The sequence below is a fragment of the Alcanivorax sp. genome, from assembly GCF_002733835.1.
Lineage (GTDB): Bacteria > Pseudomonadota > Gammaproteobacteria > Pseudomonadales > Alcanivoracaceae > Alcanivorax.
Genome location: NZ_NVWY01000006.1, coordinates 108529 through 130529, shown reverse-complemented (window position 1 = coordinate 130529; position 22001 = coordinate 108529). Strand labels below are relative to the sequence as shown.

At 59.6% G+C, this 22001-nt stretch carries 20 protein-coding genes; 11 read left to right on the top strand and 9 right to left on the bottom strand.

Translation table 11 applies throughout. The annotated features are described in order from the left end of the window. Positions 1 to 324: 324 nt before the first annotated feature. The 8 genes from mnmH to COA55_RS05385 all read left to right on the top strand — a co-directional run bounded on the left by mnmH (position 325) and on the right by COA55_RS05385 (position 9090). A complete protein-coding gene (gene mnmH, locus COA55_RS05420) occupies positions 325 to 1413 on the top strand; it encodes a tRNA 2-selenouridine(34) synthase MnmH (protein ID WP_290500941.1) in 1089 nt (362 codons plus the stop codon). 121 nt (positions 1414 to 1534) lie between these two features. Then, complete coding sequence (locus COA55_RS05415; RefSeq protein WP_290500940.1) at positions 1535 to 2401, top strand: putative selenate ABC transporter substrate-binding protein; 867 nt, start codon at positions 1535 to 1537, stop codon at positions 2399 to 2401. Positions 2402 to 2423: 22 nt separating this feature from the next. Next, positions 2424 to 3080, top strand: coding sequence for an ATP-binding cassette domain-containing protein (locus COA55_RS05410; RefSeq protein ID WP_290500939.1), 657 nt, complete (start codon positions 2424 to 2426; stop codon positions 3078 to 3080). Between the two features lie 16 nt (positions 3081 to 3096). After that, positions 3097 to 4617: an ABC transporter permease gene (locus tag COA55_RS05405; RefSeq protein ID WP_290500938.1), complete on the top strand. Its 1521-nt coding sequence runs from the start codon at positions 3097 to 3099 to the stop codon at positions 4615 to 4617. A 36-nt stretch (positions 4618 to 4653) separates the two neighbouring features. Continuing rightward, positions 4654 to 5427 carry a PhzF family phenazine biosynthesis protein gene (locus COA55_RS05400; protein WP_290500937.1) on the top strand — a complete coding sequence of 258 codons (774 nt, stop codon included), beginning with the start codon at positions 4654 to 4656 and terminating at the stop codon, positions 5425 to 5427. A 10-nt stretch (positions 5428 to 5437) separates the two neighbouring features. Further along, a complete protein-coding gene (gene selD / locus COA55_RS05395) occupies positions 5438 to 7654 on the top strand; it encodes a selenide, water dikinase SelD (RefSeq protein ID WP_290500935.1) in 2217 nt (738 codons plus the stop codon). Positions 7655 to 7681: 27 nt separating this feature from the next. Further along, positions 7682 to 8077 (top strand): PA2779 family protein, encoded by a 396-nt coding sequence (locus COA55_RS05390; RefSeq protein ID WP_290500934.1) that lies wholly within the window; start codon positions 7682 to 7684, stop codon positions 8075 to 8077. Then, positions 8077 to 9090, top strand: coding sequence for a PA2778 family cysteine peptidase (locus COA55_RS05385; protein ID WP_290500933.1), 1014 nt, complete (start codon positions 8077 to 8079; stop codon positions 9088 to 9090). Before COA55_RS05390 ends, COA55_RS05385 begins: the two co-directional genes overlap by 1 nt. Here COA55_RS05385 and COA55_RS05380 read toward each other — a convergent pair. The 3 genes from COA55_RS05380 to COA55_RS05370 all read right to left on the bottom strand — a co-directional run bounded on the left by COA55_RS05380 (position 8988) and on the right by COA55_RS05370 (position 12228). Next, the gene (locus tag COA55_RS05380) at positions 8988 to 9710 is read right to left on the bottom strand and encodes a hypothetical protein (protein ID WP_290500932.1); all 723 of its coding nucleotides are present in this window, start codon (positions 9708 to 9710) and stop codon (positions 8988 to 8990) included. The genes COA55_RS05385 and COA55_RS05380 overlap by 103 nt on opposite strands. Next, positions 9707 to 11074 carry a peptidyl-prolyl cis-trans isomerase gene (locus COA55_RS05375; protein WP_290500931.1) on the bottom strand — a complete coding sequence of 456 codons (1368 nt, stop codon included), beginning with the start codon at positions 11072 to 11074 and terminating at the stop codon, positions 9707 to 9709. Before COA55_RS05375 ends, COA55_RS05380 begins: the two co-directional genes overlap by 4 nt. A gap of 122 nt (positions 11075 to 11196) precedes the next feature. After that, positions 11197 to 12228, bottom strand: coding sequence for a hypothetical protein (locus tag COA55_RS05370; RefSeq protein ID WP_063518908.1), 1032 nt, complete (start codon positions 12226 to 12228; stop codon positions 11197 to 11199). Between the two features lie 231 nt (positions 12229 to 12459). Here COA55_RS05370 and COA55_RS05365 point away from each other — a divergent pair, with 231 nt between their 5' ends. Both COA55_RS05365 and mscK read left to right on the top strand, forming a co-directional pair. Continuing rightward, the gene (locus tag COA55_RS05365) at positions 12460 to 13122 is read left to right on the top strand and encodes a tRNA/rRNA methyltransferase (protein ID WP_290500929.1); all 663 of its coding nucleotides are present in this window, start codon (positions 12460 to 12462) and stop codon (positions 13120 to 13122) included. A 116-nt stretch (positions 13123 to 13238) separates the two neighbouring features. Further along, complete coding sequence (gene mscK, locus COA55_RS05360; protein WP_290500928.1) at positions 13239 to 16595, top strand: mechanosensitive channel MscK; 3357 nt, start codon at positions 13239 to 13241, stop codon at positions 16593 to 16595. Positions 16596 to 16764: 169 nt separating this feature from the next. Here the strand turns inward: mscK and COA55_RS05355 are convergent, their stop codons facing one another. The 4 genes from COA55_RS05355 to COA55_RS05340 form a co-directional block, all read right to left on the bottom strand. Next, a complete protein-coding gene (locus tag COA55_RS05355; protein WP_063518911.1) occupies positions 16765 to 17067 on the bottom strand; it encodes an antibiotic biosynthesis monooxygenase in 303 nt (100 codons plus the stop codon). Positions 17068 to 17138: 71 nt separating this feature from the next. Beyond that, positions 17139 to 17516 carry a DoxX-like family protein gene (locus COA55_RS05350; RefSeq protein WP_290500927.1) on the bottom strand — a complete coding sequence of 126 codons (378 nt, stop codon included), beginning with the start codon at positions 17514 to 17516 and terminating at the stop codon, positions 17139 to 17141. Between the two features lie 3 nt (positions 17517 to 17519). Further along, on the bottom strand, positions 17520 to 17957 hold the full coding sequence (locus COA55_RS05345) for a thiol-disulfide oxidoreductase DCC family protein (protein ID WP_290500926.1): 438 nt from the start codon (positions 17955 to 17957) through the stop codon (positions 17520 to 17522). A 151-nt stretch (positions 17958 to 18108) separates the two neighbouring features. Further along, entirely contained in the window at positions 18109 to 19038 is a 930-nt protein-coding gene (locus COA55_RS05340; protein WP_290500924.1) for a prolyl oligopeptidase family serine peptidase, read from the bottom strand. A gap of 470 nt (positions 19039 to 19508) precedes the next feature. Between COA55_RS05340 and trmY the strand changes: the two genes are divergently transcribed. Continuing rightward, positions 19509 to 20111, top strand: coding sequence for a tRNA (pseudouridine(54)-N(1))-methyltransferase TrmY (trmY, locus tag COA55_RS05335; RefSeq protein WP_290500923.1), 603 nt, complete (start codon positions 19509 to 19511; stop codon positions 20109 to 20111). Positions 20112 to 20279: 168 nt separating this feature from the next. Here trmY and COA55_RS05330 read toward each other — a convergent pair whose 3' ends face one another. Together COA55_RS05330 and COA55_RS05325 are read right to left on the bottom strand one after the other, a co-directional pair. Next, positions 20280 to 20687, bottom strand: a complete 408-nt coding sequence (locus COA55_RS05330; protein ID WP_290500921.1) for an SMI1/KNR4 family protein — start codon at positions 20685 to 20687, stop codon at positions 20280 to 20282. Positions 20688 to 20723: 36 nt separating this feature from the next. Then, a complete protein-coding gene (locus COA55_RS05325; protein WP_063518916.1) occupies positions 20724 to 21842 on the bottom strand; it encodes a sterol desaturase family protein in 1119 nt (372 codons plus the stop codon). Positions 21843 to 22001: the final 159 nt, after the last annotated feature.

The window sequence follows — 22001 nt, the reverse complement described above, 5'->3', positions numbered from 1 at the left end:
ACCGTCTGTACCCTTGGGTCAGATGCTCCTTTGGTCCCTCCACCCCGGCAAGTCCTGCATGGTTGCAGGAAGAGCATTCAAACATACAAGCACCTCTTGAGGTGCGAACCGGGCCTAGCGAGGCGGCAAAGATCAAGATCCTTCCGCCATTCTTTCTGGAACCCGTCGAGTTTTGAGACTCCTGATCGCCCTGCGGGCGATTTCCGCGCAAGCGCGGTTCGCACCTCAAGAGGTACTCCTACAGCGGCTTCGTAGAAGTTGCGGACTACGAGGAACTTTCCGACTTGTAGCTTGTAGCTTGTAGCTGTTCTAAACTCGCTCCCCATGCGAGACGATACCCGTGATTTCCTTTCCCTTTTCCTGAACGACACGCCCCTGCTGGACGTGCGCGCCCCCGTGGAATTTGCCAAAGGCGCCTTTCCCGGTGCCACCAATATCGCCCTGATCAACGATGACGAGCGTCACCAGATTGGCATCTGTTACAAGCAGCAGGGCCAGCAGGCGGCCATTGACCTGGGTAACAAGCTGGTCAGCGGCGAAGAGCGGGAACGGCGCATGCAGGCCTGGCAGCAGTGGTGGCAGACCAACCCGGACGGTTATCTGTATTGCTTCCGTGGTGGGCTGCGCAGCCAGACCACCCAGGCCTGGCTGCGCGAAGCAGGCATCGATGCACCGCTGGTCACCGGTGGTTACAAAGCACTGCGCCGGTTTCTGATTGATGAAATGGAAGCCTGTATCGCCAGCCTGCCACTGGAGGTGCTATGCGGCCGCACCGGCTGTGCCAAGACACGGGTGATTGAACAACAGGCCAACGCCATCGATCTGGAAGGGCTGGCCCACCATCGCGGCTCCTCTTTCGGCCGACGCCCCGGCGGTCAGCCCAGCCAAATCGATTTTGAAAATACCCTGTCCATCGCCCTGATCAAACAGCGTGCCGCCCAGCCTGCCCGTATTCTGGTGGAAGACGAAAGCAAGCTGATCGGTCGTTGCCATCTGCCCTTTTCACTGCAAGACCAGATCAAGGCGCAGCCACGTATCGTGATCGAGGAATCCCTGGACGCCCGCGTGCAGGTGACCCTGGAAGATTACGTGATCGGCCCGCTGCAGGAGTATGCCCACTACTTCGGTGAGCAGGATGCTCTCAAGCAGCTCGGCGATGAACTGCTGGCGGCCATGGACCGCATTCGCCGCCGCCTGGGTGGTATTCGCCATCAGCAGCTGCGCCAGCAACTTCAGGAAGCCCTGGCCGTGCAAGCCGCCTGCGGCGATACCGAGCTGCACCGCGAATGGATCCACAACCTGCTCGCCGATTATTACGACCCCATGTACGACTACATGCTGTCGCGCCGGGTCGGCACCATCGTCTTCCAGGGCACCCGTGCCGAAGTCAGCGATTTCCTCAACAACCGCTGACGCAAAACCCCGCGCAAGCCGCTATACTGCGCGCAACGGTTGCGTATGGCCGAACCCGCAATCGTCCTGTGTACGTTCCCTCATAAAGTTCGGTAAGCCTCCCTATTGAACGGAGACAACAATGCGTTTGAAATTTCTGGCTGCACTGGCCGCTGCCCTGCTCCTATCTGCCTGTAATGACCCCAAAACCGATACCTTCACCTTTACGGCGATTCCGGATCAGGATGAATCCCAGCTGGTAAAACGGTTCGGTAGCATCGCCGCCCATCTGGAAGAACAGCTGGGCGTGCCGGTGAAATACGTACCGGTGAAATCCTACGCTGCCGCAGTGACTGCCTTCCGCAACGATGAGGTGCAAATGGCCTGGTTCGGCGGCCTGTCCGGCGTTCAGGCCCGGCGTCTTGTCCCCGGTTCCAAGGCCATTGCCCAGGGCCAGGAAGACACCGCTTTCAAGTCGTATTTCATTGCCAACAGCAGCACCGGCCTCGAACCTGTCGAAACACTGGGTCAAGACTTTATTGCCCAGCCATCATTCACCTTCGGTTCCAAGGGCAGCACATCTGGCCGCCTGATGCCGGAATTCTATCTGCGCGAGACCTTTAACAAGGCGCCGGAAGATCTGTTCGAGAAAGTCGGTTTCTCCGGGGACCACAGCCGTACCATCGCCCTGGTACAAAGCGGGGCTTACGCCACTGGCGCGGTGAATTTCAAAGTCTGGGAGCGCGAGCTGGCGGAAGGCAAAATCGATACCAGCAAGGTCAGTGTGATCTGGGAAACCCCCACCTACCCGGACTACCACTGGACCGTTCGCGGCGATCTGAATGAGCGCTTCGGCGAAGGCTTCAGCCAGCGCGTTACTGAAACCCTGCTGTCCATCGACGATCCGGCACTGCTGCAGGCTTTCCCCCGGGAAAAATTTATTCCGGCCTCCAATGCGGACTATGCCCCCATCGAGGACACCGCCAGCGCCATCGGCCTGCTGGACTAACGGCCACAGGCTAAATTCCGGCGTGTTTGATTTTCAGCAGGCCCGGCTGGGCCATGGCGATCAGGTTGTCTTCGACAGCCTGACACTGACCATTGAGCAGGGCGAGAAAGTTGCCCTGCTCGGCCCTTCCGGTGCTGGCAAGTCCACCCTTCTCGATGCCCTGCGCAGCCAACAGGAAAGTATCTGTGCCTGGTGCCCCCAGGCGGGCGCCCTGGTGCCGATGCTGAGCGTGTTCCACAACATCTACATGGGCGCCCTGTCGCGCAACCGCACCCTCACCAACCTGCGCAACCTGATAGCCCCCAGTCGACACGAGCGTGAACAGGTGGGCGCGCTGGCCACCGACCTGTCGCTTCACGACAAGTTGTTCACCAGTGTCGACCAACTCTCCGGCGGCCAGGCGCAACGCACCGCGCTGGGCCGGGCCCTCTACACCCAACGCCCGGTTCTGCTCGCCGACGAGCCGGTCTCCAGCCTGGACGAACATCAGGGCCTTGCCCTGCTCACCCTGTCACTGGCTCGCCACCACAGTGCCGTGATTGCCCTGCATGATCGGGCGTTGGCTCTGGCCTGCAGCGATCGGATCATCGGCCTGCAGCAGGGCCAAATCGTCCTCGACGCCGCCACCCGGTCGCTGTCCCTTAGCGATCTGGATGCCTTGTATCAGGACGATGCGTAGCAGTGAACGCCCTACCATGCCTCCCGCCTGCCCGCCGCTGAACACCACGGCCAGTCGCTGGCGGCGCACCACCGGTGGTCTTGCCCTGGCCGGGCTGGTGGCACTGTTGCTGGCCGACCTGGAAATCGCCCGTTCCAGCCCTGGCCATGAACTGCTGCGCATGGCCAGGGGGTTTATGGCCCCGGACTTTTTTGCCACCGAACAGCTGGGCCAGGCGTTGGCCAATACCCTGGCCTTTGCCTGGCAGGGCACCGCGCTGGCCGCCCTGTTCGGTTTTGTGATGGCAATCGGCTGGTCGTCACGGGCGGTACGCGGTTTCGCCGCCAGCATCCGCGCCGTCCATGAGCTGTTCTGGGGCCTGCTGCTATTACAGGTTGCCGGCCTGAGCACGCTCACCGGGGTACTGGCCATCGCCATTCCCTATGCGGGTATCTTTGCCAAGGTATTCGGCGAATTTCTCGAAGAATCAGACCCGGCTCCTTCCCATGCACTGCCCGCCAGCACCTCCGCCGTCAGCCGCTTTTTCTTCGCCCGCCTGCCGCTGGTCTGGCAGGCCTTTAAAGCCTACGGCAGCTACCGGCTGGAATGCGCCCTGCGCGCCTCCGCCATTCTCGGCTTTATCGGTTTGCCCACCCTGGGCTTTCATCTGGAAACCGCTTTTCGTGAAGGGGTCTACGATCAGGGCGCAGCTTTGCTGTACCTGTTTTTTGCGCTGATTTTCACCCTGCGCTGGTGGCTGCGCCCGGCCCTGATCCCCCTGTATTTGATCGCCGCCGTGGTGTGGGCGCCACCGGTTTTTACCGGCAACCTGTCCACCCTGGTGCGTTTTGTCACCGTGGATCTGGTGCCTGCTCCCCTGCGCCACGGCGGTGGCCTGCTGGAACTGTGGCAATGGTTCGCCATGCTCTGGCAGCAACAGCTGTGGCCCGGCCTGTGGCAAACCAGCGTATTGGGGCTGGCCGCGCTACTGCTCACCGGCATACTGGCACTGGTATTGTTTCCCCTCACCTCACCGTTATTCGGTAACCGGGTCAGCCGTACGCTGGGCCATGGCCTGCTGGTGGTGCTGCGCACCACGCCGGAGTTTTTCCTCGCCTTCTTTTTCCTGATCCTGCTCGGCCCCTCCATGTTGCCCGGCATTTTTGCGCTTGCCCTGCATACCGGCGCCATCGTCGCCCACCTGACGGGCCGCTTCAGTGAGACCCTGCGCCTGCGGGCGGACGCGCCCAGCGGGATCAACCGCTACGCCTGGGAGGTCTTGCCGCGCATCAGCCCCAACCTGCTCGCTTTCCTGCTCTATCGCTGGGAGGTAATCATGCGCGAAACGGCGGTGCTGGGGATTCTTGGCATTCACACCCTGGGTTTCTATATTGATTCCAGTGTGGCGGAATTCCGCTTTGACCGAACCGCACTGTTGATCCTGGCCACAGTGTTGCTCAATCTGGGCGTGGACGCCCTGTCGCGTACGATACGACGGCATCTGAGATTGCAGCCCGGCAAAGGTACCCCCGCACACAAAGCCCCGGCCAGCAGCTGACCGGCATACCGGGAACACGCAGACACGAGTCGCACTATGAAACTGTACCAAGTGGACGCTTTTACCAATGCCCTGTTTGCCGGCAACCCGGCCGCCGTGGTGCCGCTGACGCACTGGCTGGACGACGCCCTGCTGCAAAATATCGCACTGGAAAACAATCTTTCGGAAACCGCCTTTCTGGTGCCCGACGATCAAGGCTATGCGTTGCGCTGGTTTACCCCTCAGGTGGAAGTCGACCTGTGTGGTCACGCGACACTGGCCGCCGCCTGGGTGGTGTTCAATGCGCTGGACTTTCCCGGTGAACGAGTGCGCTTTTCTACCGCCTCCGGCCCCTTGTTCGTGACCCGCAGCGGGCAGACGTTAAGCCTGGATTTTCCGTCACGGCCGGCCCACGCGCTCACCGACATCACCCCGTTTTCCCGGGCGCTGGATGTGCCCATCCGCGAAGTGCTGCAAGCCCGGGACACCCTGATCATCGTGGACAGCGCCGATCAGATACGCAATTTCCAGCCCGACTTCACCGCCATCGCGGCGCTGGATACCTTCGCGGTAATGATTTCCGCTCCCGGCGACGACTGTGATTTTGTCAGCCGTTTTTTTGCCCCGGCCAAAGGCGTTCCGGAAGACCCGGTCACCGGCTCGGCCCATTGCACCCTGGTGCCCTACTGGGCAGAAAAACTCGGCAAAAACACCCTCCATGCCCGCCAGCTCTCTGCCCGTGGCGGTGAGCTGCACTGCCAGCTGAAAGGCGACCGCGTCACCCTCAGCGGCAGCGCCCGCTGCTACCTGCAAGGCGACCTGCAACTGTGATGATGCCACTGTGATAAGCCCCTCCGCCCAATACGATCTGGTCTTTGTCGGCGCCGGCCACAGCCACGCGCTGGCCCTGCGCATGCTGGCCATGAAACCGATTCCCGGCGTACGCCTGACTATGGTGTCTCCGGACAGCCTGAGCGCCTATTCCGGCATGTTGCCGGGGCTGATCGCCGGACACTACACGCTGGATGACACCCATGTGGATGTGTACCGGTTATGCCAGGCCAGCGGCTGCCGGTTTGTTCAGGCCAGCGTCACACAGCTTGATCCAAAGAAACGGCAATTACAGCTCAGCGATGGCAGCCAGCTGGCCTACGACTGGCTGAGCCTGGACGTGGGCGCCACGCCGGATCTCTCGCCCATCGGCAACGGTCACGACAGCGTTGTGCCGGTCAAACCGGTGGCCAGCTTTTATACCCGCTGGCAACAACTCTGCCGCGACGCCGGCGGGCAAACGCCCTCACTGGCGGTGGTCGGTGCCGGGGCCGGCGGTACCGAAATGGCCCTGGCCATGGCCCACCATTTCCAGAACCGCCAGCAAGCGGCAGAGATTCAACTGATCACCGGCGGGGAACTGCTGCCCGGCTTTCCCGCCAGCGTGCGCGCGAAAATGCGCCAACGGCTGCAAGCCCATAACGTCACCCTGCATACCCACAGTCGCGTTCACGGTGATGCGCAACAGCAACTGCAGATGGGAGATCAGCCGCTAACCGCCCAATGGGTGCTCTGGTGCACGGGAGTGCGTGGCCTGGCGATACTGGAAGACAGCGGGCTGGAGTGCGACGAACGGGGTTTTGTACGCGTCACGGAAAGCCTGCAAACGCTCTCCGATACACGCATTTTTGCCGCCGGTGACTGCGCCGCCTTCCCCATATCCCTGCCCAAGGCCGGGGTCTATGCGGTTCGTCAGGCGCGCACCCTGGCCGACAACCTGCGCGCGGCCATTCAAGGGCAACCGCTGGCTGCCTATCGCCCGCAATCCCGATTCCTGTCGCTGCTGTCCGCCGGCGGCAAAGACGCCATTGCCAGCCGGGGAGGCAACCTGTCCCTGGCCGGGCATTGGGTATGGCGCTGGAAAGACCATATCGACCGGGCCTTCATGGCCAAGTTCGATCGGCAGCTACCCGCCATGTCCACCGCCCCCGCCGACCCGGACGCCCTGCACTGCGCCGGCTGCGGCGCCAAGGTCGGCAGCGACGCCCTGCATGAAGCACTGGCTGAACTTCAGCCAGTCATGAATCCGGGCATCGAAGCCGGCGTAGACGCCGCCGATGATGCCGCCATCATCAATTGGCCCGCCGGGCAGCGGCTGGTCCAGAGCCTGGATTTCTTTCCCGCCTTTATCGATGAGCCCTACCTGTTCGGGCGCATCGCCGCCCTGCACAGCCTCAGTGATCTGTACGCCATGAATGCCCGACCCCACTCGGCGCTGGCCAACATCACCCTGCCCTGGCACCACCCGCGCCTGCAGGGCCGGGACCTGCAACGGATGATGACCGGGGCCGTCCGGGAACTGAATGCAGCCGGCTGCACCCTGGTCGGAGGCCACACCATCGAAGGCCCACAGATGGCCGCGGGGTTCACCGTCAACGGCCAGGCCGACCCGGCACAGCTCTGGCATAAACATGGCGCCCGTGACGGCGACCGGTTGATCCTCACCAAGCCATTGGGCAGCGGCGTGCAATTGGCGGCCTTGATGCAGGCGAACAACAGCAATGGTGCCGCATTCCACGGCCCCTGGCTGGACACAACACTGCGCCACCTGCTGACCAGCAACCATATTGCGCAACGGGCCCTGCAGGATGTACCTGTGAATGCCTGCACCGATATCACCGGCTTCGGGTTACTTGGCCACCTCTACGAAATCAGCCAGCAAAGCGACGTTACCCTGTCGGTGGATTGCCACAAGGTACCGCTGCTGCCCGGCACGCTTGCACTGATTCGCCGAGGCGTGGCCAGCACCCTCAGCGACGCCAACCGGCAGATACTGGTGCATTGCCAACAACCGCAGCCCGTGGACGACGCCCTGCTTACCGCCCTGTGCGACCCGCAAACCGCCGGGGGGCTATTGTTCTGTCTGCCCGCCAGCTATGCACAACAGGCACTGCAACATCTTGATAGTGAAGGGGTTAAAGCGGTCGATATCGGTAAAGTCCTTGTAAAAGATCGCCCGGATCACGCAGAGATCCTGTTGAATAGCGGTCACACTGGTAGCGTATAACCTTTCAAGAACACAGGAGAATGCTTCATGACCACGTCAAAACGCGTTACCGGTATTTTCAGTGCCTTTGTATTGTTGTTCATGCAAGTGCTCATGGTCCCCGCCGCACAAGCCGCCATGATTGGTAATGACACCGTGATTCAGCAACAGGATCGCGCGGCCATGAAACAACAAGTCATGCAACTGATGGATCATAAAGTGGCCGCTCAGGCGCTGAGCGAATACGGCGTAAACCAGGAGCAAGTCAGCCAGCGACTGGACCGCCTCACCGATTCCGAGCTGCAGCAGCTGGCTCAGAAATCCGAAGAGCTGCCCGCCGGTCAGGGTGTACTGGGCGTGATACTCGCTATCATCCTGGTGCTGGTGATTCTGGATCTGCTCGGCGCTACCGACGTCTTCCCGGTGATTGACCCGGTCAATTAATGGTGACCGTATTGCGCGGCATGCTTTCCGGAAAACCGGTTGCCGCCCTGCTGGCAACCGTTCTGTTAACGCTGGGCGGTTGCCAGAGTTTTCCCCCTCCGCAAAGCGCCAGCGTCCACACTGAGCAACAGGTGGTGGTGCCTTTTGTCCCCCAGGACGCGTATCAATGCGGCCCAGCCGCCCTGGCGATGATGCTGCAATGGGCGGGCAAGGAAGTCAGCGCCGACGCACTGGTGGACGAAGTCTGGCTGCCGGAGCGCCAAGGTTCACTGGGCATTGAGCTGCGGGCTGCAGCCCGTAGCCGCGGCCTGATGGCCTATCCGGTGGAATCCGCTGACGCCCTGTTTCAGGAATTACAGGCTAACCGACCGGTGCTGGTAATGCAGAACCTGGCGCTACCGCGCTGGCCGAAATGGCACTTCGCCGTGGTCACCGGTTATCGGGATCAGGGTGATACCGTGGTGCTGCACAGCGGCACAACGCAAAGTGACAGCAGCCACTGGAACCGCTTTATTCGCACCTGGGCCAGGGCCGATCAGTGGGGATTCACGCTGGTGGAAGCCGGCCAGTTGCCCGCCAGCGCCGAGCCTGATGCGCTGTTCCGGGCTATCTCGCCGCTGCCCAATAATGCCGCCTTCTGGCCCGCTGCCGTGGACGCCTTCCCGCAAAGCGGGCAGCTGTGGTTTGGCTATGGCAATGCCCTGTGGGCGCAGGACAAGCAGCAAGACGCGCGGGTGGCGTTCGAAAATGCGGTGCAGCATGAGCCGGAACTGGCCGCCGCCTGGAACAACCTGGCCTATGCCCAGAAGGCAGCGGGTGACAGCAAAAAAGCCCGGCAGAGTATCTGCCAGGCCTTGTCGGTGGCGCCGGACGATAGCGAGATTCAGGACAGCGCCCGCGAACTGGGCGCTCAGTCCTGCGACGTATCGCCAGCTCCTTCTGCACCCTCAGCGTCCTCTGCTTCTGCTGCCCCCTCTTCAGCTGCAAGCTCAGGGTACTGCGCCACCAACTGATCGCGCTGCTCACGCAGCTTGTCCAGTTTGGCGATCCCTTCTTCCAGCTGTTCAGGGGCAATGCCGAATTCCTTGCCCCTGGCGATCAGCCCTTCCAGCTCCGCCATTTTGCGATTCGCCGCCGCCACGAAAGAGGCACGAACCGCCTGATTCTGTCTCGCTTCGTACTGCTGATACAGCGCCGGGTCGGCCAGCTCGGCCGCGCTGGGCGGCTCGCGTAAATCCGTATTGCGAACCAGCGGCGGCGTGCGTGGGTCGCCGTTTCGCATGCTTTGACGCAGGGCCGCCACGGCCTGGGGGGAAGGTGTCGGCACCGCGGCCGGGGCGTTATCCGCCCGCTTCTCCGGCATAGCCAGAGAACGTTCCGCCACCGTATCGATCATCGGCAGGGCTGCCGGCGTCGCTGCGGCGTCCACTTTGGTGTCAGCATCAGGGCTCGTGCCCGCAGTCACACCCGCCGCTGTGTTGCCTGCCGGTGCCGCCGGCGCCAGGGGCAACAGCCAATAGGCGCTGGCGCACGCGGCTATCAGCAATCCGGCCAGCAACCCGGGGCGCAACCGTCCCTGCTGGCGCTGATAGCTCCCCGTCTGGCCTGGCCGGCACTCACCCACCGCCATCACAACACCTCGTGGTTGACCCGCAACGCCGCCGCCTCGGTGGCATCCGCCAGCAAGATCTGAAAACGCTGCTGCATCTGCTCCCGGGCAATGGCCTGGGCCGCCCGGTAACGTACCGATTCGCTGTCCACACGCTGGTAGCCCATTTCTTTCTGGTCCACCCAGAGTAGCTCCCAGTACGGCGCACTGTCTGTGGCCGGGCTACGGAACGGCGGTGACACTCGCTGGACGGGTTGTACAAACGCCAGCGCCCGGGTCCAGTGATCCTCACGGCTATCACGGTCGACCCAGCCCAGCGCCCCACCCTGCTCGCGATCTCCGGCAACGGAGTAACGCGCCACCGCGTCGACAAATGCCTCGCCGGGATTGGCATTATCGTCTTGTTGAATGGCCCGCAGCTCGGAATAAATCCGGTCGGCTTCGGCCTGGCTGTTCACCCGCAAGTGGTAAGCGTGAACGCGCTCCACACGGGTAAATTCGTCCTGGTGCTGTTGGTAATACGCGGCGATCTGGTCCTTGCTCACTTCAGCCGCCAGCGCCCGTAACTGCGGATTATCGTCATGGATATCGTGCATCAGCCCCAGGTCATGGAGCAGCTCGTCGCGGCTCATGGCGTCATCAATACAATCATCCACTGCCGCAATGGCGCGGGCCGACAAACCGGAGTGTTGATCAAACCAGTAGAACACAAACTCCATGGTGAGCTGCTGCTTGATCGCTTCACGGATAAAGCCGGTATTGAGGTTGTGCATCTGTACTTTCAGCTGGATGTTCTGCCGACGATACAGATCCCACAGCGTCAGCGTCTGCTCTGGCTGATCCTCCGCAAAACGATAGCGGGCAATCGCCAGCTGGCTGGCCGCCTGCTGCTGGGCCTCGGTCATGGTGGCGTACAACGCCTGTTCCAGTGATAGCAACGGAGCCAACGCGTCCTCAGACAGCAACAACGGCTCGGTCAGATAATCCAGACTGTCGGCCATGCCGCTTTCTTCCACCGCTACCCGCAGGTCATCGGCAAAAGCCGTACGAATCAGTTTGAAGCGTTGTTGTTCATGGCGAGTCTGCGCATCGTAGCCCACCCGACTGGTGTCGGCATGTCCGTGGGCGGCCAGGTCGTCATGGTCATGGGCCAGGGCCGCCAACAACCGGTTTTCCACCAGCCCCTTGAGCACGGTTTCACGGCTGACCTGCGGTTCGCTGCGCTGTGCCGCAGCCACAAACACATTCAGGGTATCCACCGGAATCACGCTGCCATCCACGCTTGCTGCCACGTTATCGGGCAACGGCCCCCAACGCTGCCAGCTCGCATAACCGGCCAGCGCAACAGCCGCGAACCCAATGGCCAACACCCATCGATGCAATCCCATGGCCGTTTTCCTCTATCTTATTATTGGTACTTATTGGTACTTATTGATAAAACGCGGACACGCATCTCCCTGCACGTGCTTTTACGTGTAGCGTGATGCATGCCGCTTGTTGCGTCTTCTTATCAGGGATTAACTTTCACAGCGGCATGATTCAGCACATGCACCACCATGGCGATGGCATGGGGAATCACCACCTGTGCTACCTGCACCCGGTCCGAGTGGTCGGTGCTGGACAGCACGATCCCGCCGTTGCTGTAAGCCATGGCACCGCCTTGAGTCAGCAAGGGGCGAATGTCATTGCTGGCGCTAGCAAGCGGGGTGAAATCCGTCAGGGCCTGATCCACCAAAGCGGTGTTGTTCAGGTTCTCGCTGTCGTAGTAATCCGCCACCCAGGATTCCCAGCCACTGTGATTCAGTGCCGAGGTCGTCCACACATGGTGCGGCTGCAGCAGGTCGGTGGTGTGCATTACGAAACCCAGGGTCTGGGCAGTGGGGTTGGCGAGGAACTGGCTGTACCAGTACTGGCCCAGGTTATCGATGGGCTGGAACGGCATTTCCTCGAAGTCATCGTACATGGACTTGCTGGAAGTACTGCCCTGACGATAGTTGGCTTCGGTCACGCCGTAGGTGTTGTACTCGCTGTCATCGGCGCAGCTCCAGAAGCACCAGCCGGTCATGCCCCCGTTACCATCGTCCATGTAGTCACCCACCAGCCAGGTCGCGGCCAGGTTGTCGATATCACCCCAGACGGTGAGCAGGTCATAGTTGTAACCGCCCAAGTCATTGCCGTGAACGTCGGAACCGCGAGTGTGGTTCTGGAAATGCCAGTAGGAGGTGTAGTTCACCAGTGAGGCCCCGGCATTGAAGACCGGCGCATACACACAATCCCCGGTGACCGCGCCGCACAGGTAGGTATCCTGGAAATCGTCCACGTCGTAGGCGCCCTGCCCAATCACTTCCGCGAACTGGTCCATGCTGTAGCCGGCCGCGTTGACCCAACTCTTGAGGCGGTTGTATTCCGTGGTCGTCGGGTGCGCCTTCATGTAGTTCACTGCATCGATGGCGATGCGCTTGTGAGTAATTTGCTGGAACGCCTGGGCAGGCGATGACAGAACAGCGGCGGCCAGCAGGCCGGTGAGTGCAAGCTTCTTCATGGGGGTCCCCTCCCGTTATTGTGGTTATGTAACTTTTTGTGTTTATTGATCAAACAATAAACAACCCTGCATACCAACCCAAGGGCTCAGACGGACAAAAAGTGGACATTTCCTGACAGGCCACACCTTGCCATTCGCTCGGCGCCGGCCTTCCTTTTTCGTCTCCTCTCCATGCCCGCCCCTCGTATAGAATGGGCACCTGCACACCCTGCCATGAAGAAGTGACAATACATGGACATCGTTTTTGTTCTCGTGGAACCCGCTCGCGGAGAAAACATCGGCGCCGCTGCCCGCGCCATAAAAACCATGGGTTTCAAAGAGTTGCGACTGGTTAACCCGGGGGATATGCGCGCCGCCCAGTGGGTCGCACACCACAGCAACGACGTGCTGGAGCAGGCCATGGTCGTGGACTCCCTGGATCAGGCGCTGGCCGATGTGGACCTGAGCATTGCCTGTACCGCCCGGCACCGCCTGCAGAAAGACCGTTATGTGGATGCGGATCATTGCGCCGAACTGGTCGCTGGCAAGGGAAACAGCGTGCAACGTGTCGCCATTGTCTTCGGCCGGGAAGCCAGCGGCCTGACCGGTGATGAAGTGGCCCGCTGCGATCTGGCCAGCAGTATTCCACTGGCGCAGGCACAACCGTCACTGAACCTGGGCCAGGCCGTGATGGTCTATGCATGGGAATTGCGCAAACGGCCGGCGACAGTGCAGCCCGAAGCGGACCCGATCACCTTCGGCCACACCCGCCAGGCGCTGCACCAGCTTCTGGCAGCCCTGCGCATACAGCCAAACGAAAATCTTCACCAATGGGTGGACGAATTACTGCCCCTGGCCAGCGACCGGGAACTCGGCCTGGTTCGCCAACTGCTGCGGCGAATCAGCCATCGATAACGCGCCCCTTGTACGCTCAGCAAGACGTTCTGCAAAGGCCGCACAAACCACCGGGAAGGCAATGCGCTCAACCCTGTGATACAAAGACATCAACACTTTCCTGGAGCCTCGTTGTTATGGATCGACGACTGCCTGTCGCACTGCTGATATTGCTACCCGTTCTCGCCATTGCGCAGCCCGGCAGTTTTTCCCTGCCCGGTGTCGGCGACCTGCAAAAGCAGCTCACCGAAACCAGCGAAAAAAAATCCGACGGCACGGACAATCCGGATAAGGAACAACTCAAGCAAACCCTGAAATTCCGGCAGGAGATCGATAGCAACCAGGAAAAGATCAAGGACCTGAAAACCTTTGCCCGGCAAGCCCCCAGCCAACGCACACGCCTCAACGGCGAACTCATGCGCCTGCGCCAGGAGCGGCAAACCGACTGGAAAAAACACTATGCCAGCAAAACCCTGGACGACCTGGTGAAAGCGCTGATCAGCGAGCTGGATGCCCTGGAAGCCAACCAGGAAGACCTGGCTGACGCCAACAGCGACCTGACCCGCGCCCAGACTCTGCCGGAACAGGCCCAGAACGAGATCAGCAAAGCCATGGACCGGCTGGACACCATTCGCACCCGCCTCAATCAGGGGGTCGATGAAGAAGGTGAAGCCTTGTCCGATTTGCAGACACGGGCGCTGAACACGGAGATGCAAGCTCTGGAATCACGCATTGAGCGTTATAACCAGGAGCTCGCTATCGTCGACAAGCAACAGGACATCGCCCGCCTGAGGCAACAGAGCGACAAACAGCACCAGCTCATCATCGAAGCAAAACTGGACGCCCTGCAGCCACTCATCAATGAGCGCCGCCTGAATCAGCTGGAGGAAACCGCCAACTCCCCGGAAACCGATCTTCCACAAAGCGTGCTGGAGCACCCCCAGGTCCAGAAAGCCATGGAAAAGAACCGGGCCCTGCGTGAACAACTGGCCGGTGCCAGCGAAAGCGTCAACAGCCTGCTGCGTGAAGCGGTCAACACCAAGACCGAACTGGACAAGGCGCGCTCTCTGTCTTCCACCGTCAACGACCAGATTCGCATGCTTGATGGCAGCCTGCTGCTCTCTCGCATTCTTTACGAACAGCAGAAGAGTCTTCCCCAGGACCAGGGGGAACTGGATCTTGATAAGGACATTTCCAACGCTCGCCTCAGCCAGTTCGATATCGAGCGAGCCATGCAGGATCTGGATGATGCGCCCCTGCCCTCACAGGCCCAGGCCGACAAACCCCTGAGCCCGGAACTGGAACAGGCCTTTTCCATCCTCCGCGAAGAGCGCCTCGCCATCTACGACCAGCTGGACCAGGAGCTGAGCCGCCAGCTGGCCATCCTCACTCGCACCCAGCTGAGCCATGAACAGCTGCGCAAGATTACCCGCAGCCTGCACAACACCATTTCCGAACAAACCTTCTGGATGCCCAGCAACCAGCCGTTGAGTTTTGAATGGCTCGGCAAGCTGCCAAAAGAATTGATGGAACAGGTTAAAACCATGCCCTGGGGCGACCTGTGGCAAGGCACCAGCAGCCTGTTGAGCCGCAAGTGGGTCTGGCTGATCGGGCTGCTCATTCCTGCCGCGCTGCTGGTAGTGGTGCGCAGCAAACTCAAAACGCGCATCGACGAAATGAACAAGGACGTGGGCTTCCTGCGCCGTGACAGCCAGGCCCACACCCCACTGAGCCTGCTGTACACCTTTCTGATTGCAGCACCTGTCCCGCTTTTCCTTGGCCTGCTGGCCGCCGGGCTATGGGTGCAGCCCGGTACGTTCAGCAGCGTCATGGGCGCCGCGGTGGCCCAGATCGCCTTGCTATGGCTGGTGTTTGAGGTGCTCTACCGGTTGCTGAAAACCAACGGTATTGCACAGCGCCATTTCCGCTGGAACATGGAATACAACCATCAGATGCGCCGCCGCCTGCTGGTGACCGGGCTGGCATTAATCCCGCTCACCTTCCTGGTGGCTTTCGGTGACCAGTGGCCCGCGCAGCTCAGTAATGACCGGCTCGGCCTGGTGATCATGATGGCCTCCATGATCACCATCATGGTGAGCCTGCCCTGGGTGGCGCAGTCCTACCCCGGGCGCCATTACAGCCGCACCATGAAAACCCTGGCCACCGCCCTGTGCATTCTTGCCCCACTCACCCTGATCGTGCTGACTGGCGTGGGCTACTATTACACCTCGGTACGCCTCACCGGGCACATGATCTACAGCCTCTACCTGATTGCGCTGTGGATTGTCCTGGATGCCACCGCCGTGCGCGGCCTCGCCGTGGCTGCTCAGCGGCTTTCCTACAAGCGTGCCGTGGCACAACGCGATGCCGAACAAAAAGACACCAGCAGCGCTGAAGCCGTGGAAGTGGAAGAGCCGCAACTGGACCTGAAACAAGTGAACCAGCAATCCCTGCGCCTGATACGCCTGGCACTGGTGGCCGTGGTCGGCCTGCTGGTGTATTGGGTTTGGGCAGACGTTTTGCACGCCTTCGCCTATACCGACAACATCGTCCTGTGGGAAACCGCCGAAGGGGCCGGCCAGGCCGCCACCACCTCCCCAATCAGCCTGGGCGACGTGATTGCCTCGCTGGTCATTGGTGCCGTGACCTTCCTGCTCGCCAGCAACCTGCCCGGCTTGCTCGAGGTGTTGGTGCTATCGCGCATGGATCTGCGCCAGGGCACCAGCTACGCCACTACCACCCTGCTCTCCTACGTGATTGTCGCCAGCGGCATCATTCTCACCCTGGGTGCTCTGGGCCTGAGCTGGGACAAGATGCAATGGCTGGTGGCGGCACTGGGCGTGGGGCTGGGTTTTGGCCTGCAGGAAATCTTTGCCAACTTTATCTCCGGCATCATCCTGCTGTTCGAGCGCCCGATTCGCATCGGTGACGTGATTACCATCAACAACCTGGATGGCACCGTCAGCCGCATTCGCATCCGCGCCACCACCTTGATCGATTTCGACCGCAAGGAAATCCTGGTGCCCAACAAGGTGTTCGTCACCGAACGGCTGATCAACTGGTCCCTGTCCGATACGGTGACCCGGATCATCCTCAAAGTCGGCTTTGCCTACGGCTCCGATTTGCAGAAATGCCGCGACATCCTGCTCCAGGCCGCTAAAGAAAACCGGCGCGTACTGCGCGACCCGGAACCTGTTGTACTGTTCATGGGCTTTGGCGCCAGCACCCTGGACCATGAACTGCGCGTCCACGTGGATGACATCAACGACCGCCTGGCCGCCACCGACGAGTTAAACCGCCACATCGATGCCCTCTGCCATGAGCACGGCGTGGAAATCGCCTTCAGCCAGCTGGATATCCATATCCGCAATGGCAACGGCGACCAGCTGAATTTGGAAACACATTCGGCAGAAAAGGAAGGTAATGGGGACGACAACACCCCGCCACCGGAAGCCAACGACGGACAATCCAATGAAAGCAGCGATCCGCGCTAACCACCGCAGGAGCGTCGCTGGCGGCGCGATAGAGCAACCGTGACGAGTCGCGAGCAGCGAGTTTCGAAAATCAACATCTGGACGTTGGGAAAGTCAGGTTTTCGCTTCTCGCTTATCGTTTCTCGCAACGCGATGGGGTAACCGCGACGCTCCTGCGGGGGAGCTGGGCTTACAGCACCACCTCAAAACACTCCAGCTGCGGCGGCCCCAGGTAAATATCCTTGCGGGCGCCAGCATTGGCGTGGGCCTTACGGAACGCATCCGATCTGGTCCAGCCTTCAAATGCTTCACGGGATTCCCAGGTGGCGTGGGACGAGAACAGCGTGTACTCCTCGGTGCTCGCCCCCTGCAGCAGATTGAAACTCTTGAAGCCGGGCACCTCTTGCAGAAAAGTATCCCGGCCTTCCCAAATAGCGATAAAGTCCTGCTCGCAGCCGGGTTTGATCTTGAAGCGGTTCATTGCAATAAACATAGTGGTCTCGGAGTCATTCCAGGTGTAATCGGTTGTCGCACTGTCTGCGCGCCCAAGCGCCAGTGTGCACGTCAGCCTCTGGATTCCATCACACGCAGCTCGGCAAGCGCAATGACCGCCAGTGAGCAGACCGCAAGATTAACTGTGGTTGAATTAAATGCAGATACGGTAAACGCAGGCACCACCAAAAGAGTGAAAGCGAACAGCCCGAACAGAGCCGCAATGGTGATGACATAGGGCCAGCGCTGGCGGTAAAAGACCAGCACCAGCAACCCGAGCACCACTTCCAGCCCACCCCCCACATAAGAAAGCAGGTGCGCCTGTGCCTCGTTCAGACCAAGCGCCATATTCATGCGCAGCTCATCCGCATGGGGCCCCAGCCACTTCGGCACAATACCCTGGTAAAGCCAGATAAAGGCGATGGAAAAACGGCAGACCTGGAGAGTCATCGCCTATTTCGCCCCCAGAAAACGGTCTGCATGGTCCGGCGAAGGCAGCACGCAGGCATCATATTTGCCAAAAATACGGTAGCGATTGCGCGCCATACGGTCGTACAGGCAGTCACGTATGCCACGCGGGCATATCAGCGCCACCGCCGCCAATGGCCACGGGAAAGGAAGCCCCCTAAGCACCCGAATAATGGCGGTAGAACGCACATAAAACGCGCCTTGCTCCACCAGCACCAACGTATCAAATTCCTCAAGCGGCAAACCGCACCAGGCCAGAATCGCACGCCCTTCATCAGACTGCACAGTCGCCAGCTTATATCGACGGCGAGAATCAAAACGCACCAGAAACCGCGCCCAGTAGCTGCACAGTACGCAAACACCATCAAACAGAATCACACGATCCGCTTGATTCATGCCCGGTGGTAGTTCACTGGTGTGCATTGAATTTCTCCTGAACTCAGCCTATCGAGGACAAGGCCAATCTTCCCATTTCCCTGCTGAAGGCAAGGAACGGGAAAAAGAAGTCTGACTGCAGATACGCTACACGGTTATGAGAAGGTGTTCACTAAACTAAAGCGGGGGAACTACATCATCACCGGATTTCGCTTGTTATCTGGTTGTTTCCTAACCATTCCTTAACGGAAGAGACGATTGCGCTTGTACGATCCTTCCCAGAAGGGTCATGAAACTTGTGATCAACTCCCTTAACCGTGAGAAATTCGACGTTATTCCTGTTTTGCATCAGCATTCTCGCTTGATCATAAGCCAGCTTTGGCGAAACACTCTTATCCAGTTCGGACTGAATAATCAGCAAAGGGGCTCGGATGCTCAGCAGCAATTCAGTCTGATCGGCTGCCAGCATGCTTTTCCACCAACGAAATCCATGGCCGCTCATCGCAAGGTCCATGTTTTCGGCGGCTTCGACAGAGGCGGCAAACGCGAGAAAACCCTGTTTCGCCTCTTCGAATGCTGCTGGAGGAAGCTCAATTTCCATACTGTGCAGCACATCATCAACGAAAAACCGGCCTCCGCCATTAAGCGAGATAACTGCACTCACCGCATCACTACGGGACGCCACCATCGCCGCGACCAACGCCCCCTCGCTCCCCCCGAGTAGCGTGATGTGGTCATAGTGAAATTGGTCATCCAGCCAGGACATCACCCGCAAATAGTCGTCAGCCCGCTGTTGCGGAGAATCATGCTCATAATACGACGCCGGACACTCCGAGCTATCACCCAAACCGTTCCAGGAAACCGACCGGGTAAGGCCATATTTCTCTACCGTCAGAACATCCGCATCATCCAGCGCCGTGGCAAAGCGATCATTAATCACCTTGCTATGGGCCACACTATTGCAGTCTGAGCCCTGCATCAGCACCAGCAGATGTCGGCCTCCTTTCTTGTCCAGATAGAAAGTGATTGCAGAGCCATCCGGCCGCTTTAAAGACACCCCCTCTTCTGCATACCCGTACTGACTGACAAGCAGAATCAAATAAATTCCAATCACGATTTTTCTATACATGAGTTATTTCCTGGAGGAGCCCTGGAGTCAGGCCATATTGTTTTATTCAAGACACTTGAAAAGAACAGACCCCGGTTTCTGCTACCGGTTCCGTGCATAGAAACCGTTACTGAATTTCCGGTCTTGCCTTGGTCAAATCAATTGCGCTGCCACCAACAGCCCCCAAAACAGGCCAGGCCCTTTGTTTAGGAGAAGGTGTCCACTAAAACGGGGGAACTACAATCACTACACTGAAATAGCCAATCTCCTACACGGAGTTCAAAGGAACCTTCCTTTGAACTCCGGCCCTGCTATCCCGATCCCCGGCACTGGAATATCGATTGAAATCAGTGTGTTGAAATTTTGCCCCCCCCGAGTTATGCGGAACGTTCCGCTGAAAACGGCCGACCAGCCAGGTTCATTGCGCGAACATCCACGATCACACAGCCACTGATGTACAATCACGCCCACATTCTCCAGAGCCCAATTCCATGCGCACCTTCGTCCTCCGTGCCCGCGCGGCCTCCACCAACAGCCAGACACTGCTTGCCAATGTGGGCGGCGATGCCCATAGCGAGATTCTGGCGCATACGTTGATGAATGCGATCTTTGTGGCTCAGTCACACCGTGATGATGTGGTGGTGCATCTGGTGCTGGAAAGCACCCAGGACTATTCCCGCACCATCACCTTTGTGGCGGCGGAGATGCGGGATATTGGCGGGTTTCATGAGCAGGCGCTGCTGACCAAGGTGGTGCGGGCATTGGATGCTTCTGCCGGCATGGGCAAGGAACAGATGAAGGCGGTGGAGAGCGGGATTACCGTGCGCACGCAGAGCTTTGAAAAGCTGGTAAAGGAGCTGGCTGAGGATGGGCATCAGCTGTACATGATGGACCCGAAAGGCGAGAGCATTCGCGAGCTGGAATTTGCCGATAAGCCCTGCTTCCTGCTTACCGATCACATTCCCATGCCGAAGAAGAGTTTTAACAGCCTGAAGCGACTGGGCACCGAAAAGATCAGCCTGGGGCCGACCATGCTGTTTGCGTCGCAGTGTGTGGTGCTGATTAATAATGAACTGGATCTTGCCGGATTCTGAAACGCCTGGCCGACGCGCTGTAGGAGCTCCTCTCGAGGTGCGAACCCTTGCGAAGCAAGGCTCTTCATTGCGGTGGAACCACCGCTCCTACAATGAAATCACCTCGCTTGGGCTCGGGTTCGTCCCCTGGAAGGGAACTCCTACAGGGGACATGTTGATGGCTTTGGGTTAGCTTTCCAGCCAGACTTCTCTGGCCCATTGCCAGATGCTGCCCCATACCTCGTCTTCGTTGATGCCGCTACCCGGCTCCCACAGCACTACCTCCCCTTCCTGGGACATGGCGTAGGTGCCGTTGGCGGTTTCGCAGATGGGGATCAGGTAGCGAGGCAGGCCCTGATCCCAGGCGTTGGCGGCCATTTCCGGGAGGAAATTGTGGGCGTAGTCGTCCATCACCGTGGCTGGTTCCAGGCTGCCACAGACGATGTCGCTGGCGTTAAGCAGAAACTCCTTGTAGTCCCCCGGCAGTGAAATCAGCAGCTGCTCTTCAATTTCCACCAACCGGTCTTCGTCTGGCAGTTCCAGGGCCACCAGACCGCCATCATGCCGTTCGCGCAGCATGTCTATCACGTCATCCATAAATTCATCTTTGAGGGTTGCGATGGGAATGCATATTCAGCCCCGGCGGAACGGGAACAGGAACTGTTTGACCACCCCTTCCGGTACCTGGGTGCTGGCCCGCGTGCCGTACTCGGCGGCCAGGCGATCCGGCATGATCAGGGTGCCGAACAGTTTATCGTAGATGGGCAGGAAGGCGGCGTAGTTTTTATCTACCGCTTCGTCTTCCGAAGAATGGTGCCAGTGATGAAATTCCGGGGTGGCGATCAGCCAGCGCACGCCCGGGAACCGGAAGCGGACATTGGCGTGGATAAAGATGGCATGGAAAGACACGAACACCAGATAGGCATACACCGCCGAGGGCGAGAAGCCGAGGATAAAGATCGGCAGATAGCCAATAAAACGGTTGGCAATGATTTCCACCACATGCAGCCGTGATGAGGCCAACCAGTCCATCTGGGTAGTGGAATGGTGCACGGCGTGGAATTTCCATAGCCAGGGCACTTCGTGGAAGGCCCGGTGAATCCAGTAGCTGCCCAGATCGATCACAATCAGAATTTCAATAAACTGCAGCCACAGGGGTTGGCTGGCGATGGCCTGCTGGAAGCCGATGTCCACCTTGTCGTGCAGCAACACCTGAATAGGGATAATGGTGAAAAAGCTGATCAGCTGCAGGGCCACGTGGCTGAACAGGAAGTACTTCATGTCCGTCACCCAGCCACCGCGCAGGGTCTTCTGTTCCCGGTTCTTCGGGTAGGCGCGCTCCAGCGGAATAAAGACCAGCCCCAGCACCAGCAGTGTGAGGATGAAATAATCCAGGCCGGCATAGAGGCTGCGTCCATCCACCGGCGGCACATCCAGGCGCCCGGAACCGATAAGCGCAGCCATGCAGGCCAGCACCATGCCGATAATGCCGTAACGCCGTTCCTGGTGACGAAACACGCTGAAAAACCCGCAGGTAAACCCGATACCAATGCCAATAAACAGCAGCAGCCGCAAGATCTCGGCATTATAAAACGCCCTGAATTCGGGCGTGGTAAACAGTTCCGGATAAAGAAAACAGAAACTTCCCAGCAGCGCCAAACAACCCAGCCCGATGGAGATCGTCGCCGTGATCTTGCCCTGCCCCGGCGTCAGATCCACCTCTTCGTAGCGTTCGCGCAGAAATTCCGACATTACCCCTCCCGTCCTTGCTCTTTCTTGTCCTGTGGTGGCCCTGCGGCCAGCCTTTCTTTGCCAGACCATGCTGCAGCGGCCTGGCGCCAAGTACCAGTACACGCCCGTAACAAGCTGCTACACTGCGCGTTCAATTAGATAGACGCTGCACGCAGCACG